This window comes from Microbulbifer maximicatervae (SeqCode) (assembly GCF_052467225.1).
Genome location: NZ_CP174303.1, coordinates 4564044 through 4579895, shown reverse-complemented (window position 1 = coordinate 4579895; position 15852 = coordinate 4564044). Strand labels below are relative to the sequence as shown.

Genomic DNA, 15852 nt, shown 5'->3' with positions numbered 1-15852 from the left:
ATAATCCGCCGGCCGCGAAATGCGGTGATCAAAAATTGAGTACCCCCGGTGGGTATGAAAGGAATACTAGGGAAGAGCAACTGAGTAGGTTGCTCTTTCTATATGTAAGTTAAGTTACAAAAAATCAATTTGGAGATAACCATGGCCCTGGAGCGTACCCTTTCCATCATCAAGCCGGACGCAGTAGCCAAGAATGTAATCGGTGAAATCGAGAGCCGTTTTGAGAAAGCTGGCCTGAGCATTGTTGCCATGAAGATGGTTCAACTGTCCCGCGAAAAAGCTGAAGGTTTCTACGCTGAGCACAAAGAGCGTCCTTTCTTCAAAGACCTGGTTGACTTCATGACTTCCGGTCCAGTTGTTGTACAGGTTCTGGAAGGCGAGAACGCTATCCTGGCAAACCGCGACCTGATGGGTGCTACCAACCCTAAAGAAGCTGCTGCTGGCACCATCCGCGCTGACTTCGCTGACAGCATCGACGCCAACGCTGTACACGGTTCCGACTCCGCAGAGTCCGCTGCTCGCGAAGTAAGCTACTTCTTCGCCGACGACGAAATCTGCGCGCGCGCTTAATCCGCGCCACAAATCGCACCGGTCTGTCCGGACCGGTGCAACTCTTCCCCCGAGGTGAAATGAATGACCACAGAGAAAACCAACCTGCTCGGCCTTTCGGTAGAAAAGCTGGCCGCCTTTTTTGAATCATTGGGCGAGAAGCGCTTCCGCGCTGTTCAGGTTTTAAAGTGGATTCACCAGAATGGGGTTGATGATTTTGCTGAGATGACCAATGTCAGCAAGGCCCTGCGTCAAAAGCTGGCGGAAGTGGCCGAAGTCCGTGCCCCGGAAGTATTGAATCAGTGGGATTCCGCCGATGGCACACGGAAATGGTTAATTAAAGTCTCCGGTGGCAATGCTATCGAGACTGTCTATATCCCCGATGGTGATCGCGGCACCCTTTGTGTCTCCTCCCAGGTGGGCTGTTCCCTGGATTGCAGCTTTTGTGCAACTGGCAAGCAGGGCTTTAACCGCGATTTAACGGCGGCAGAAATTATCGGGCAGGTCTGGATTGCCTGCAAATCTTTCGGTCAATTGGACCCGAAAGGACCGCGCAAGGTTACCAACGTAGTGATGATGGGCATGGGTGAGCCATTGCTCAATTTCGACAATGTGGTCGATTCCATGAACCTGATGATGGAAGACAACGCCTACGGTATTTCCAAGCGCCGCGTTACCCTGTCGACCTCCGGTGTAGTGCCCGCACTGGACCGCCTCGCCGATGTGACCGATGTGAGCCTGGCAATTTCCCTGCATGCGCCCAACGATGAATTGCGTAACGAGTTGGTGCCGATCAATAAAAAATACCCTATTGCGGTGCTACTGGATTCCGCCAAGCGCTACATCGACCGCATGCCGGATACGCACCGTAAAATGACCATTGAATACACGCTGATGCGCGAGGTTAACGACCGCCCGGAGCACGCTGAGCAATTAGCAGAGCTGCTTAAAGAGATTCCGGTGAAAATTAACCTGATTCCCTTTAACCCGTTTGAGTTGTCCGACTATCAGCGAGTGAGTAATAACGCACTGCGTCGCTTCCAGCAGATTTTGCTCGACAAAGGTTATACCGTGACTGTGCGCACTACACGCGGCGATGATATTGATGCGGCCTGTGGTCAGTTGGCAGGCAGTGTTAATGACCGTACCCGCCGCTCCGAGCGCTACCGCAATGCAGAGCGCCCCGTTCGTATTGTTAACTAGTCGCTGGTAATTTTTTGTATAGGTTGCCAAATTGTTGGCAGCCTATTGGCTTCGATTTTCCCCTTCTCAAAAAAACTCTGTTTAGCCTAAAAGTTCCTTTCTATTCTATTTTTCGTGTCAACGAAATTGCTTTATCTAACGTTTAACGCTCGAGGAAAATTTACCCGGGAAGGGAGCGTTGGATATATGCATGAGATTAGGTCAAAACGATCATATTTTTTTAATTTGCATTTTGCTTGCAACATTTTGACTTTGAATGAAATAGCTGGCCATTGGAGAGAGGTCTTCACTAGACCGTCTGGCACTGGATCTTTGCAGTAGCTACACCCGTATCTCCAACATCCATCAAAACATTATGAAGCTATAGCGTGCTATCCAGTCATTTTCATTTGGCCTGGAGCTGTTACAGCGTGCTTAGGTTCAGGAAAAACAAAGTGTAGAAATGCTTGCACAGCTGTGTTGAGAGTTGAAGTGCATGGAGTTCACTGAGTTGCCTGGCTTAGGAAAAGAAAAGTTATCGACGGGACTGTTCGAACATTATGAACGCGGAAAAAAACCAATTAACCCAATTGCTTGTAGCGCTGAATAAGCTGCTGTTCATTTCTTTATTTCTATTTATGGTGGGCTGTGGGGGAGGTGGTTCCTCTAGCGGTGAGGATGATTCATCGACAGAAACTACTGAAAATGATAGCGGCTCTGGGGATAGCTCTGGCTCAGACGATGGTGACGATTCGGACGGTGATACTGATGGTGGTTCGGATGGTGATACTGGGTCAGATGATGAATCCGATTCAGAGCAGGGGATCTTGGTTGCTGAACTGATTGCAAATCCCTTCTCCGGCACCAGCATAGGGCTCTCCTGGGAGGACTCTGAAGAGACCTACAGCATCTATCGCGATGGCGAATTGATCGCAGAAACTACAGATAACCATTACGTGGATGAAGGCCTCTCAGTTAATACTGAATATAGTTATTGGGTCGGTGTGGGGAGTATTGATAGTGATACTAATAGTGTTACTGCAAAAACACTGGTTAATAACACGAATGATGGCCTGAGCAATGGTACTGAAGCAGAGGCCATTGAAAAGCGCATTGTTGATTTTGATGAATGTCAAAATGAGCGCTCAGCCGTAGATGTTGACGATAGTAGTCTCGACAGTTGCTTGCAGGCTGTGCTGGATGAAGTGGGAATGGCAGAGCAATTGGAGGATATGCGCGCTTTCGCTGCTCGAGTTAGAAGTGAGCAAGACCCGGAGATGGTTGAGTTGGGTATGCGGTTATTCCACAGTAAAAGTCTTAGTGCTAACGGTGATACCGCCTGCTCTTCTTGCCACCACCCGACAATAGGCTGCGCTGGTGATGATCTTTCCATGTCTGTTGGGGTTAATGCCGTTGATCCCGATTTGCTTGGCCCAGGGCGTTCCGATGGTGAAAACGAAGTGCCGTTGGTTGCACGCAATGCCCAGCCTATTTGTAATGTGGCGCTCTGGGATAATGGATTATTCTGGGACAACCGCGTTCTTTTCACGAGCGACGGTGGCCTTAAAACAGACTCCAGGGATGTAACCAATAATACTGAAGCGGCGGTTGGTACTGGTACTTTGGCACTTATGATGGCCCAAGCCCATTTTCCGGTGACAGATGCTGCTGAGATGGGGGATATTTCTGAATTTGGCTACGACGAAAGTAGCGACGATGACCTTACTGACTACCGTGAGGAATATCTTATACCAAAGCTCAATGAGGAGTCCTGGGGCCCCTTATTTGCTGCCGCTTATGGAGACAACAGTATTGACTACAGTAGGGTCGCACAGGCGATTGCTGCCTATGAAGCGGTATATATTTTTATTGATAATCCCTTCTTTGACTATATCGACGGTGACCTGACAGCGCTGGATGACGATGCGAAGCGGGGAGCAATTACTTATTTTACGCCAGGCTCTGGTTGTACTGCTTGCCATACGGGCGCCTTCTTTACTAACCAGGGTTTGAGGGTCGTTAACTATCCTCAAATTGGTGTCGGAAAAGAGGATGATGGCGCTGATTGGGGAGGGGCAGTACTCGGTGGCTTTCGTGTTCCAACACTGCTCAATGCAGGCATTACTGGTCCCTGGGGGCACGCCGGGCAGTTTGGCTCCTTAGAAAGAAATATTGAGCACTATGCCGGGCAAGCAGATTCGGTGTCCCGGTATTTCGCAGATAGTGAAATGTGCGACCTGGATCAGTTTGCTGAGCTAGAAGACTGCGCAGCGAAAGTTGCGCCCAATGGTCTGGAGTTGACCGAGGCAATTCTGGAGATAGATGGTGATGCAGCACTTCCGATAGACGACGATGAAGTGAAGCTGTTAGCGGCATTTCTTGAGGCGCTCACTGACCCGGATGCTGAGAATGTAAATTCAAATGCAACCCAATCCCTGATTCCTCCCCGTGACGGCGGACCCGATGGAATGCAGCTGGATGCCTGGGATCAGGACGGCAACGAACTTTAATATTCCTGCATTTTATTTGAGCATCTCACTAATATTGACTTACTGGTGAGATGCCAACTCTTCATTAGCGAACTTTATTCGCATTCATCATTCAGGCAACTACCTTCTGCCTTAAAATTCACCACAGTTTCATTCTTACTTTGCTTCCAGAGCCAGGCCGAAGTTGATCTGAGAGTGAATTCCTGCGATCAGGGCTAGGTATAAGTCATCGTCTGGATTGCGAAGTTTTTAGTCAGTTGTTGCTGGAAAAAATGCCATCCCCTGAAATTCTGGTGAGCTGGTCGTTCCCTCCGGGATTCACTCCGGGCTTTTGTTCACATTTCTTCCTTAATTGGTCAACCAAATCTATTGGTGTCGCGTTATCACCTATGAATTATTAAAAATATATGGAAGGGATCACTAGGATTCTTATGAGTGCTCAGAAGTTCGATCAAAAAGTCTTTCCCAGAGTCCTACTTAGACTCTTTTTCCTCACGCTGTTTTCGCTGTTAGTTGGTTGCGGCTCCGGGTCATCTGGTAGTGAGGATAATTCGCCTGCAGATACCGTTCAGGGTGATGATGGTTCCGGTTCCGGTTCCGGTTCCGGTTCCGGTTCCGGTTCCGGTTCTGGTTCTGGTTCTGGTTCTGGTTCTGGCTCAGGGACGGGCACCGATCCTGATCCTGATCCTGAGCCTGAAGAAGCCGGTGAACCCGCTGAGCTAATTGGCTATGCCCACTCGGGAACCAGTATCGGTCTTAACTGGGAAAGAGATGGTGAGACTTACTTTATCTATCGAAACGGTGAAAAGGTCGCGGAAACCAGCAATAACTATTATGTCGAACAGGGCCTCTCAGTTAACACCGAATATGTTTACTCTGTCAGTACAGTTGATGCTGCAAACGAATCGGAAACTTCGCAGGTTACGGTTAAGACATTAGTTAATGACACCAATGCTGGCCTGAATAACGGTACAGAAGATGATGTTTTGAATGAGCGTATCTCCACGTTTGCAGAGTGTAAAAATACTGCGACGGCACTAGATCTACTCGAAGAGGACTTGGACAATTGTTTGGCAGCCATGCTCGAGTACAATCGCATGGTTTCTCTTGTCGAAGATATTCGGGCTTTTGCCGCACGGGTCCGCAGTGAGCAGGATCCTGCCAAGGTGGAGCTGGGCATGCGTCTGTTTCACAACAAGTCTCTCAGTGCTAATCAAGATACTTCTTGTTCATCCTGTCACCACCCTGCGATTGGTTGTGGGGGAGATGACCTTTCGATGCCGGTTGGAGTGAATGCTGTAGATACCGCTTTGCTCGGGCCAGGTCGATCTGATGGAACTAATGAAGTGCCTTTAGTGCCGAGAAATTCACAAGCTATTTGTAATGCGGCGTTATGGTCTCGTGGACTGTTCTGGGATAACCGGGTCTCACTGAGTCCGAATGGCGTTCTCCGTACGGATTCAAGAGATGTTACCGATAATACGAATGATGCTGTGGGATCTGGTTCGTTAGCCCTACTTATGGCGCAGGCGCATTTCCCGGTAACGGCCCCGCCAGAAATGGGTGACATCGCGGACTTTGGATACGATGATTCTGTCGATGAAAATTTCACTGCATACCGCGAAGATATATTAGCGGCTAATCTGGATGTCGAAGCTTGGGCTCCCCTGTTTACGTCTGCCTTTGGGGATTCTGAAATTAATTTCAGTCGTATTGCTGAAGCAATTGCAGCTTATGAAGCCGTGCAAATATTTATCGATAACCCCTTCTTTGACTATGTGGGCGGTAACCTGGAAGCGCTCGATGTAGAGGAAAAGCGTGGTGCTATTACTTTTATGTCAAAGGATGCTGGGTGCACGTTCTGTCACAAGGGAGCTTTCTTCACCTCTGAAGCCTTGATGGCCGCAAATTATCCGCAGATAGGTATAGGAACCGATGAGAGTGGCAGTGGGGAAGATCTGGGTGGAGAGGGTTCCTTAGGGTTCGGAGCATTCAGGGCACCAACCTTACTGAATGTGGCGATCACTGGTCCCTGGGGGCACAACGGGCAATTTGGTACGCTGAAGAGAAATGTTGAACACTATAGTGATCATGGAGCCTCCATTTCCAGGTACTTTGAGAATAGTGAGATGTGTGATCTCGCTCAATTCAAAGATCTTGAAAGTTGCGCCAGTAAACTGGCTCCCAATGGTTTGGCACACTCTCAGGCGATCTTAGATGGAAATGAGGGTGGGGGTATAAATCGCCTGAGCGAAGAAGAGATGGACCTTATAGTGGTATTTCTGGGAGCTCTTACTGACCCCAAGGCCGCGAATACCAACTCTAATGAGATTCAGTTTCTGATTCCTCCTCGGGATGGTGGACCAGATGGAAAGCAGTTAGATGCAAAAGATAGCGATGGTAAAAGTTTATAGCCTTCATTCCATAACTCTTTGGGAAATGGTTGCGTCAAGAGCGCTTTGCGTTTCTCCTAAGTTGGATTAGCCGGCTATTTGTCGGTAGTCACCACTAAAAAGCTGTCGGTTATTGCCGGCAGCTTTTTTTAATCTATCTGAAATAATCCTGACACAGTTTGTTTTTACAAACTTTCCTTGCTTTTCCCACCTCTGATTCAACGGCGCAAAAATATTTTCATTGGGGTTTTGGCGTTAACGCCCAAATTTCATTGATTGAATTTACATATTATCTTAAGCAAACACTGAAACTACTAATTTTTATTAAATTCCTGACTATGAGAACGGATGTAGTAGCTTACTGCGACCTTATTAGCAGTTATTCCCGTTTTAAGTCATTACAGTAGGCCCTGGGAGTAATTGGGTATTTTCGCAATGCCGCTGATTTTCAGGACGGTCCGCAATCACTGCGAGGCTCCCTAGATCTTTCATTAGGTTGCAACGCAGAATTTATTCTTAGATATAGTAAGTGTTTCCTTACCCTTTGATGCCAGCGCTGGCACTTAGGTCTGTATTTGCTGTCCAGAACTCGGAATAAGAAAAGGTCATTGACGGGCAGGTCAAGAACTATGAATGTTGATAAAAATCAAATCACACTATCGCTAACGGCTCTGGTAAAGCTGCTGGTCCTACCTCTATTTCTTGTGATGGTGGGCTGCGGAGGAGGTGGTTCCTCAAGTAGTGGCAATGACACGCCTACTGAAACTTCTGATACTGGCAGTGATGGCGATTCTGGTTCAGGTGATGATGATAATGGCGATGGCGATGGCGATGGCGATGGCGATACAGGCTCAGGTCAGGGAATTATTCCTGCAGAACTGATCGGTAACGCATTTTCCGGTACCAGTATCGGTCTTTCCTGGGAAAGCACCGGTGCGACCTATGTTATCTATCGTGGCAGCGAGCGAATTGCTGAGACGACTAGCGGATACTATGTCGATGAAGGTCTCTCATCAGACACTGAATATACCTACTCAGTAACCACCGGCGATGTCGACAGCGAAGATGAGACCGCCAGCGTCACTGCCAGAACATTGGTAAATAATACTAATGACGGGCTCAGTAATGGTTCTGATGCAGATGGTTCTGATAGCCGAATTTCCGATTTTGATGAATGTCAAAATGCGCGTTCAGCGGTCAATATTGCTGATGGCAGTCTCGATAGCTGCTTACAGGCAGTGCTGGATGACGTTGGCATGGCCGAGCAGTTGGAAGATATGCGCGCCTTTGCTGCCCGGGTCAGAAGTGAACAGGACCCTGCCATGGTAGAGCTGGGTATGCGCTTGTTTCACAATAAAAATCTGAGCGCTGATGGCGATGCATCTTGCTCTTCCTGCCACCACCCGGCAATAGGTTGTGGTGGCGATGACTTGTCCATGCCAGTTGGTGTTGATCCCATTGATGCCGAATTAGTCGGTCCCGGTCGCTCCGACGGCCAGAATGAAGTTCCGCTGGTACCTCGAAATGCCCAGCCTATCTGCAATGTAGCTCTTTGGGATAATGGCTTGTTCTGGGATAACCGAGTGGCGATCAATGGTAATGGAGGGCTCAGGACAGACTCCCGGGATGTTACTCGCAACACAGAGGCGGCCGTGGGTACTGGTACCCTCGCACTGATGATGGCCCAAGCCCACTTCCCGGTCACTGAAGCTGCAGAGATGGGGGATATCACCCAGTTCGGTTACGACGATACCAGCGATGATGGTTTTACTGATTATCGTGAGGATATTCTCGCTGAAAAATTAACCCAGGACTCGTGGGGTGCAATGTTTACCGCAGCATTTGGCGATTCGGCAATTAACTTCAGCAGAATTGCAGAGGCAATTGCCTCTTACGAAGCGGTGCAAATTTTTATCGATAACCCCTTCTTTGATTATGTTGATGGAGACCTTGCGGCCCTCAATAACGATGAAAAGCGAGGGGCAATTACCTTTATGACACGAAATTCAGGGTGTACAAATTGCCACTCAGGAGCCTTTTTCTCTAATCAGGGGCTGAGAGCTGTCAGTTATCCACAGATTGGTGTTGGTAAAGATGAGAGTGGTAGTGGTGCTGACTTGGGTGGTAATGGAAGTGGCAGTTTCCGCACGCCAACGTTGCTTAACGTGGCGCTCACTGGCCCCTGGGGGCACGCAGGTCAGTTCGGTACATTGAAAAGAAATGTCGAGCACTACACTGGTCGAGCCGACTCTGTTTCCCAGTATTTCACCAACAGTGAGATGTGCGATTTGGATCAGTTTGCAGAGGTGGATGAGTGTGCCGCGAAAGTTGCCCCCAATGGCCAGGCACTGACTGAAGCACTGTTGGCTGAAAATGGCGACGGCGCTGTGAATTTGGACGACGAGGAAGTTGATTTACTGGTAGCGTTCCTCGAAACCCTAACTGATCCAGATGCGGCAAATGCTGACTCCAATGCAGTCCAGTCATTGATTCCGCCGCGGGACACTGGTCCAGATGGCATGCAGCTGGATGCGGTAGACCAGGAAGGTAATCAACTCTAACTCTTCTAAGCCCTTTTTATTTATTCCGCCGGTACACCGGTACTGGCGGATTGACAATACTCGACAAAGTCATCACTAAATGGAATTGATTGGGTTTTAGGGCTGCAACTGGCAAGGCTTTCCGGCAGTATAGGGATTTGGAAAGTGCCAGCTGAGGCGGAATCAGATTTCTCACACAAAATACCGATATGTACTTTTACCACTGCCAGTGGATGCCGGTGGTCGATGTTGGGTTTTGCTGTGTTTTGCGGGCTTGCTTTGTCCAGGGATTGGCGTTAGCACTCATTGGTGTATTGGTGACACCCGCGCAATCTCGCTGGGCCGATAAGTGAAAAATAAAGATACAGGTGATGTAGTGTCCGCGAAATTTAAGAGCCTGTCGCTCCTGGTACTGCTCGGTACCCTGCTGGGGGGGTGTGTAACCTCTGGGGGACCCGAGCGCAAGGAAGTTGATCTGGATAAGGCATTGGAGACCCATGTTCAGCTGGGGATTCGCTATTTGCGGGACCCGAACAACCGGGAGCAGTCCCGTCGCCATTTTAACCGCGCCTTGGAGTTGGGTAAAAAAAACCCACTGGCGCACCACGGTCTGGCACTGCTTTATCAAGCGGATGGTGAGCTGGATATTGCGGAGTCTCACTTCAAGAAAGCCTTGCGCTATAGCGACGGGTTTTCTATGGCCCACACTAACTACGGCGTTTTTCTCTATAAACAAGAGCGCTATAAAGAGGCTCTCAAGCAATTCGAGCTCGCCTCTACAGACCTCACCTATAATCGTCGATCTTTTGCCTTGGTTAACTACGGTCGTACGGCCGCGCGACTCGGCCTCACTGACAAGGCGGAAGGGGCCTATGCCAGGGCGTTAGCGCTGAACTCCGATTTGCCGCTGGCGATGATCGAAATGGCTGAGCTGAAATTTAACGCCGGTGATTATGCAAAATCCAAGGCGTACCTGGATCAATTTAGTGAAAAGAATCGCCAGACACCCCAGTCACTGTGGCTTGGGATTCGTATCGAGAAGGTGTTTGGTAATCGTGACAAGGAGCGGAGTTACGCCCTTGCTTTGAAGAATTTGTACCCGTACTCTGCGGAGACACTGAAATATCAGGAGTTGAGTGGTAATGACGGATAGTAGTCCCGAACACTGCGAAGGTGGTGAGGTCGTATCCAATACGCAAACTTCTAAGGGTTCCGCTGGCAATCTTTTGCTGACGGCTCGGGAAGCGGCTGGGCTGTCCCGAGAGGAGTTATCGCAGCGCCTGTGTATTATTGATAACACAGTTGAGTGGATTGAAAGCGATAATTACGAAAAGCAGCCAGAAGCTGTCTACACGCGAGGCTATATCCGCAATATTTGTCGCGAGTTGAATATTCCTGCTGAGCAGGCTTTGGAAGCCTATGATAGGGATCGGCCGCAGCCAGCACAGCGCAGTGAATCCCGGCGAACCACTAAAGCCGAGGCATTTCGCCCTGAGCGCAAGCGTGGACATGGTGCCCTGGCCCTGATTCCCCTGTTGCTCGCGGGTGGTGTCTTCTGGTGGAAGTACGGTACCCCAGTCAATATTCCCGGTATGCCCATGGGTGAGGATACTGCGGACCTGGTTGCCGAAGCCCCCGTTGCCAGTGAAGTTGTAACTGATCCGGTTGCTGAAGTAGAGCGGCAGGAAGTTGCAGTTGAAGAGTTGAGCTCAGAGCCATTTGCACCAGCATCAAATGGAGTTGCTGATGTTCAGCTTGAGGTTGGTAGTGCTGAAACGGTGGAGAATAAACCCGCTGCTTCTGTGGAAAAAGTGGTTGAGCCTGTTCCCGTCCAAGTAGCCCAGTTGGACCAGGCCCTGAAAGGCGCATTGCGGCTTCGCTTTGATGAAGATGCCTGGGTTGAGGTGAAAGACGCACAAGGTGTGATTTTACTGGCCGGGGTCCAAGCTGCCGGCAGTGCCAAATCTTTAGATGGAGATGCTCCATTTGAGCTGATGTTGGGAAATGCCCGTGCAACCCATGTGGTTTACCGCGATGAAACTATCGACAGCCAGCCTATTGGCGACCGCCGCACTCGTCGTCTGATTGTCGGCGATTAAGATGATCTTCCCCGTTTGGGCGCGAACTCTGTAGGTTTGCGCCCAATCTCTCTATAATCTCCCCTCGATTTTTATCAGTAATACCACCAGGTCAGCCTATGCAATTTGAATCTCCCATTGTCCGCCGCAAGTCGCGCCAGATCATGGTGGGTGATGTACCGGTCGGAGGGGATGCCCCGATCTCGGTGCAAAGTATGACCAACACCGAAACCTGCGACGTAGCAGCTACTGTTGGCCAGATCCAGCGCCTGGAACAGGCTGGAGCCGATATAGTTCGGGTTTCTGTGCCCAGCATGGATGCCGCAGAGGCGTTTGGAGAAATTAAAAAGCAGGTGAATGTCCCGTTGGTCGCAGACATTCACTTCGATTACCGTATCGCCCTGCGGGTCGCAGACCTGGGGGTGGATTGTCTGCGTATTAACCCCGGCAATATTGGCCGAGAGAAGCGTATTCGGGCCGTAGTGGATAAAGCTCGCGATCTGAATATCCCGATTCGTATCGGTGTCAATGCGGGCTCCCTGGAAAAAGACCTGCAGAAAAAGTATGGCGAGCCCACGCCGGATGCTCTGGTAGAGTCGGCGCTGCGCCATGTATCGATCCTCGACAGCCTGGACTTCCAGGACTTCAAAGTCAGTGTAAAAGCATCCGATATCTTTATGGCCACGGCTGCCTATCGCAAGCTGGCCCAGCAGATTGAGCAACCGCTGCACTTGGGTATTACCGAAGCTGGCGGCTTGCGTGCCGGCACAGTGAAGTCGGCGATTGGTCTCGGTGCCCTCCTGCTCGACGGTATCGGGGACACCCTGCGGGTTTCCCTGGCTGCAGACCCGGTAGAAGAGGTCAAAGTGGGCTGGGATCTGCTCAAAAGCCTGCGTCTTCGCAGTAAAGGTATTAACTTTATTGCCTGCCCCAGCTGCTCGCGCCAGAACTTCGATGTGGTGAAAACCATGAATGAGCTGGAGACGCGCCTGGAAGATGTGACCACACCGCTGGATGTGGCAGTAATTGGCTGTATCGTCAACGGCCCCGGCGAAGCGAAAGAAGCCGATGTAGGCCTGACTGGTGGTACCCCAAGCCATGCCATCTATGTGGATGGGCAGCCGGACCGTAAGTTTAAGAATGAAAATCTGGTGGATGATTTAGAACGCTTGATTCGCGAGAAGGCGGCCGCCAAGGCCGAGCGCGAAGCGGATATCATCGCCAAGGCGTAGAGGGCAACAGCTCCCTGCGCAAGACCCAATTAATTGAGTGAAAAATTAAGGAACAGCGTTGAAACAGCTTCGCGCAATTCGCGGCATGAACGATCTGCTACCGGAACAGTCCCCGGTATGGCAGTACGTGGAAGCCACACTGAGTGAACTTACTAGTCGCTACGGCTACACCGAAATTCGCACTCCCTACCTGGAGTCGACCCAGTTATTTTGCCGTGCGGTGGGCGAGGCTACCGATATTGTCGAGAAGGAAATGTACACCTTTGATGACAAGAGCGGTGACAGCGTTACCCTGCGCCCTGAGGGCACAGCGGGCACTGTGCGTGCAGCAATCCAGAGCAACCTGCTGAACCAGCCACAGCGCCTGTGGTATTTCGGCCCTATGTTCCGCTATGAGCGCCCACAGAAGGGGCGCCTGCGTCAGTTCCACCAGTTTGGTGTCGAGGTGTTTGGCATTCAAGGGCCGGATATCGATGCAGAAATCCTGATCATGACTGCACGACTGTGGCGTCAGCTGGGTATCAGCGAACATGTGACCCTGCAGCTCAATTCCCTGGGTAACGCCGAGAGCCGCGCTGCTTATCGGGATGCGCTGGTCACTTATTTAAGTGAGCGTCGTGACCAGCTGGATGAGGACAGCCAGCGCCGTCTGGAGCGCAATCCGCTGCGAATTCTCGACAGTAAAAATGCGCAAACTCAGGAACTGCTGGCGGATGCGCCCTGTCTACTGGACTTCCTCGATGAGGAATCCGCCGCCCACTTTAGTCAGTTAAAGGCACTTTTGGACGGGGCAGGCGTTAAGTATGAGATCAATCCCAAGTTGGTGCGCGGTCTCGACTACTACGGAAAAACTGTATTTGAGTGGGTGACCGACAGCCTCGGTGCCCAGGGCACTGTATGTGCCGGTGGCCGCTATGACGGCCTGGTAGAACAGATGGGTGGCAAAGCCACCCCGGGAGTGGGTTTTGGCCTGGGTGTTGAGCGTCTTGTATTGATGCTAGAAACCCTAGAAGTGTTGCCTGAGTCCCTTTCGCAACAGGTAGATGCCTACCTGGTTGCCGTTGGTGATGTACAATCAGCTGCCATGACAGCCGCCGAGCAATTGCGCGACGAGCTGCCCTGGTTGCGACTGCAGTTGCACTGTGGTGGAGGAAGCTTTAAAAGCCAGATGAAGAAAGCTGATAAGAGCGGCGCCGATTATGCGCTGATTATCGGCGAAGATGAGGCTGCAAGTGGTCAGATAACTGTGAAGTACCTTCGCGCTGACCAACCGCAGCAAACGCTGGCACCGAAAGAGCTGGCAGCACTGCTGCAAGGCTGAAAGAAACACTGAGGGAGGCGGAGGCCCCCGCCGGGAAAGTTAGTAATCTACAGGAAAGGCAAATTACCCAATGGCTGAGCATCTTACCGAACAAGAACAAATAGAAACGCTGAAGCGCTGGTGGGCGGAAAATGGCAAGGGAATTGTGACTGGCGTTGTGCTGGCCCTGGCCGGTTACTTCGGTTATCAGTGGTGGCAGGGAGATCAGCGCACTAAGGCTGAAGCGGCCTCTGACCTGTACCAGACTTTCGTTGAAGCGGTCTCCGCCAACAACAATCAACCGGACAACAAGCAGCTTACCACTGCCAAGAATGTGGCCGAGCAGCTGAAAGACGATTTTGCCAAACGTATCTACGCCAGCCAGGCTGCACTGCGTCTCGCGGCTATTTCAGCGGAGAGCAATGACCTGGAAGCTGCCGAGCAGCAGCTGCAGTGGGTACTCGACAACACCAGTGAAGCAAGCCTGGAGTTGCTCGCTAAACGCCGCCTGGCCGCTGTTTTGGCGGCCCGTGGTGAGTCCGATGAAGGCCTGAAATTGCTCGAGGGCACTATACCCCCGGCATTCGCGGCCCTTTATTCTGAGACTCGTGGTGATATCCTGAAGCAAAAGGGTGACATCGCCGGTGCGCGTGCCGCGTACGAGCAAGCACTGACAGAGCTTCTGCCAGAGCAAGCGGGCAACACCCAACTTCTGCGCCTGAAGGCTGAAAGCCTGGCGGTAACCGAGAGCAGTGACGCTCAGAACCAAACCGAGCCTGTATCTGAGGGAGACGAGTAATGGGATTTCTGAATCGCGCTGCGGGTCGCACTGCAGCGGTGGCGCTAGCGGTGGCCCTGGCTGCCTGTGCCTCTAATGACGAGAAGGAAGATGTCGACCCCGTCGAACTGGTGGATATTAACTCCACTGTTGCCCTGCAAGAGGTGTGGTCTGCCGATATTGGCGGTATTGACCAAAAGCGTTACGCGATGCTGCAGCCGAGCCTTATCGATGGTCGCCTGATAGCTGCCAGCAGCGATGGTGAAATCAGTGCTTTTGATCGCAGCTCCGGGCGCAAGCTCTGGGAGACAGATCTGGATGTAGATCTGAGCGGTGGTGTGGGTACTGGCCTGGGCATGGCGGTAGTCTCCGACTACCGCGGCCGCGCTGTGGCTCTGGATCTCGAAAACGGCGCTGAGCTATGGAATTACCAGGTCTCCGGCGAAGTAGTTGCCGCTCCAGCGATCGGTGCTGGCGTGGTTGTCCTGCAGACCGTAGATGGCAAGCTGGTTGGCCTCGACGCTACCAGCGGTGAAGAGTTGTGGAGCCACAATACCAATTTGCCAGTACTGACCCTGCGCGGTACTGCAGCACCTGTTATTAGCGGTGGTATGGTGATTGCCGGCCTGGATAATGGCAAACTGCTGGCCCTGGACGCCCGCGATGGCATTCAGCGCTGGGAACAGCGAGTCGCTATTCCCCAGGGCTCTGCGGAGCTGGAGCGGGTAGTTGATATCGACGGTGCTCCAGTAGTGCGCGGTGATTTGGTGTTTGCCGCCAGCTACCAGGGCCGTGTTGTCGCCCTGTCCAAAGATAATGGCCGCGGCCTCTGGGCTCGCGATGCCTCTACCCACCACGAAGTGGCAGTAGGTGGTGGCCATGTCTACCTCAGTGATGCCTCCGGTAGCGTCTATGCCTACAATGTGGGCAGCGGCCAGATCGAGTGGAGTAATAACGAACTATTGCGCCGCGAATTGAGCGGACCGGCTTTCTTCCAGGACGTGGTCGTTGTGGGAGATCTGGAAGGCTACCTGCATGTGCTGGACCCCAATTCCGGACAATTTATTGGCCGCGAGCAGGTGGACGGTGATGCGATTCGCATCCCCATTCTGGTTGATGGCGATCTGATTTTTGTGCTGTCGGATGACGGCAAGTTATCAGCTCTACGCCTCGCTGATTCCTGATAATCGCAGCCAACTGACGAGAGGCGGACAGGCTGTCCGCCTTAGGGCTTAGAGCCCGCAAATGGAGCCTGCAGTGCAGGCAAGTTGAAATCGCCCGCCTCGCGCGGGCTTTTGTATTTTTTTATTC

Annotated in this window: 11 protein-coding genes; all 11 read left to right on the top strand. The window is 51.5% G+C overall.

Going from position 1 to position 15852, the window contains the following annotated elements; genetic code table 11:
* The first annotated feature begins 141 nt into the window (after positions 1-141).
* The 11 genes from ndk to bamB all read left to right on the top strand — a co-directional run bounded on the left by ndk (position 142) and on the right by bamB (position 15725).
* Positions 142-570, top strand: a complete 429-nt coding sequence (gene ndk, locus ACJJIZ_RS19795; RefSeq protein WP_108731991.1) for a nucleoside-diphosphate kinase — start codon at positions 142-144, stop codon at positions 568-570.
* Between the two features lie 63 nt (positions 571-633).
* Positions 634-1752 (top strand): dual-specificity RNA methyltransferase RlmN, encoded by a 1119-nt coding sequence (rlmN, locus tag ACJJIZ_RS19790; RefSeq protein ID WP_444892905.1) that lies wholly within the window; start codon positions 634-636, stop codon positions 1750-1752.
* Positions 1753-2291: 539 nt separating this feature from the next.
* Complete coding sequence (locus tag ACJJIZ_RS19785) at positions 2292-4241, top strand: cytochrome-c peroxidase (RefSeq protein WP_444914577.1); 1950 nt, start codon at positions 2292-2294, stop codon at positions 4239-4241.
* Between the two features lie 410 nt (positions 4242-4651).
* Positions 4652-6634, top strand: a complete 1983-nt coding sequence (locus ACJJIZ_RS19780; protein WP_444914576.1) for a cytochrome-c peroxidase — start codon at positions 4652-4654, stop codon at positions 6632-6634.
* 608 nt (positions 6635-7242) lie between these two features.
* The gene (locus ACJJIZ_RS19775) at positions 7243-9174 is read left to right on the top strand and encodes a cytochrome-c peroxidase (RefSeq protein WP_444914575.1); all 1932 of its coding nucleotides are present in this window, start codon (positions 7243-7245) and stop codon (positions 9172-9174) included.
* A gap of 355 nt (positions 9175-9529) precedes the next feature.
* The gene (gene pilW, locus ACJJIZ_RS19770) at positions 9530-10306 is read left to right on the top strand and encodes a type IV pilus biogenesis/stability protein PilW (RefSeq protein ID WP_444914574.1); all 777 of its coding nucleotides are present in this window, start codon (positions 9530-9532) and stop codon (positions 10304-10306) included.
* Positions 10296-11252 carry a RodZ domain-containing protein gene (locus ACJJIZ_RS19765; protein ID WP_444914573.1) on the top strand — a complete coding sequence of 319 codons (957 nt, stop codon included), beginning with the start codon at positions 10296-10298 and terminating at the stop codon, positions 11250-11252. Before pilW ends, ACJJIZ_RS19765 begins: the two co-directional genes overlap by 11 nt.
* Before the next feature lie 98 nt (positions 11253-11350).
* A complete protein-coding gene (gene ispG / locus ACJJIZ_RS19760; RefSeq protein WP_282934070.1) occupies positions 11351-12463 on the top strand; it encodes a flavodoxin-dependent (E)-4-hydroxy-3-methylbut-2-enyl-diphosphate synthase in 1113 nt (370 codons plus the stop codon).
* 58 nt (positions 12464-12521) lie between these two features.
* Positions 12522-13784 (top strand): histidine--tRNA ligase, encoded by a 1263-nt coding sequence (hisS, locus tag ACJJIZ_RS19755; RefSeq protein ID WP_282934069.1) that lies wholly within the window; start codon positions 12522-12524, stop codon positions 13782-13784.
* Between the two features lie 70 nt (positions 13785-13854).
* Positions 13855-14562, top strand: coding sequence for a YfgM family protein (locus tag ACJJIZ_RS19750; protein WP_444895038.1), 708 nt, complete (start codon positions 13855-13857; stop codon positions 14560-14562).
* Entirely contained in the window at positions 14562-15725 is a 1164-nt protein-coding gene (gene bamB, locus ACJJIZ_RS19745) for an outer membrane protein assembly factor BamB (protein ID WP_282934067.1), read from the top strand. The genes ACJJIZ_RS19750 and bamB overlap by 1 nt, the downstream gene beginning before the upstream one ends.
* Positions 15726-15852: the final 127 nt, after the last annotated feature.

What these genes read in the sequence shown, in the direction of transcription:
- ndk (WP_108731991.1), top strand. Translation starts at nt 142, where the DNA reads ATGGCCCTGGAGCGTACCCTTTCCATCATCAAGCCGGACGCAGTAGCC.
- rlmN (WP_444892905.1), top strand. Translation starts at nt 634, where the DNA reads ATGACCACAGAGAAAACCAACCTGCTCGGCCTTTCGGTAGAAAAGCTG.
- ACJJIZ_RS19785 (WP_444914577.1), top strand. Translation starts at nt 2,292, where the DNA reads ATGAACGCGGAAAAAAACCAATTAACCCAATTGCTTGTAGCGCTGAAT.
- ACJJIZ_RS19780 (WP_444914576.1), top strand. Translation starts at nt 4,652, where the DNA reads ATGAGTGCTCAGAAGTTCGATCAAAAAGTCTTTCCCAGAGTCCTACTT.
- ACJJIZ_RS19775 (WP_444914575.1), top strand. Translation starts at nt 7,243, where the DNA reads ATGAATGTTGATAAAAATCAAATCACACTATCGCTAACGGCTCTGGTA.
- ACJJIZ_RS19765 (WP_444914573.1), top strand. Translation starts at nt 10,296, where the DNA reads ATGACGGATAGTAGTCCCGAACACTGCGAAGGTGGTGAGGTCGTATCC.
- ispG (WP_282934070.1), top strand. Translation starts at nt 11,351, where the DNA reads ATGCAATTTGAATCTCCCATTGTCCGCCGCAAGTCGCGCCAGATCATG.
- ACJJIZ_RS19750 (WP_444895038.1), top strand. Translation starts at nt 13,855, where the DNA reads ATGGCTGAGCATCTTACCGAACAAGAACAAATAGAAACGCTGAAGCGC.
- bamB (WP_282934067.1), top strand. Translation starts at nt 14,562, where the DNA reads ATGGGATTTCTGAATCGCGCTGCGGGTCGCACTGCAGCGGTGGCGCTA.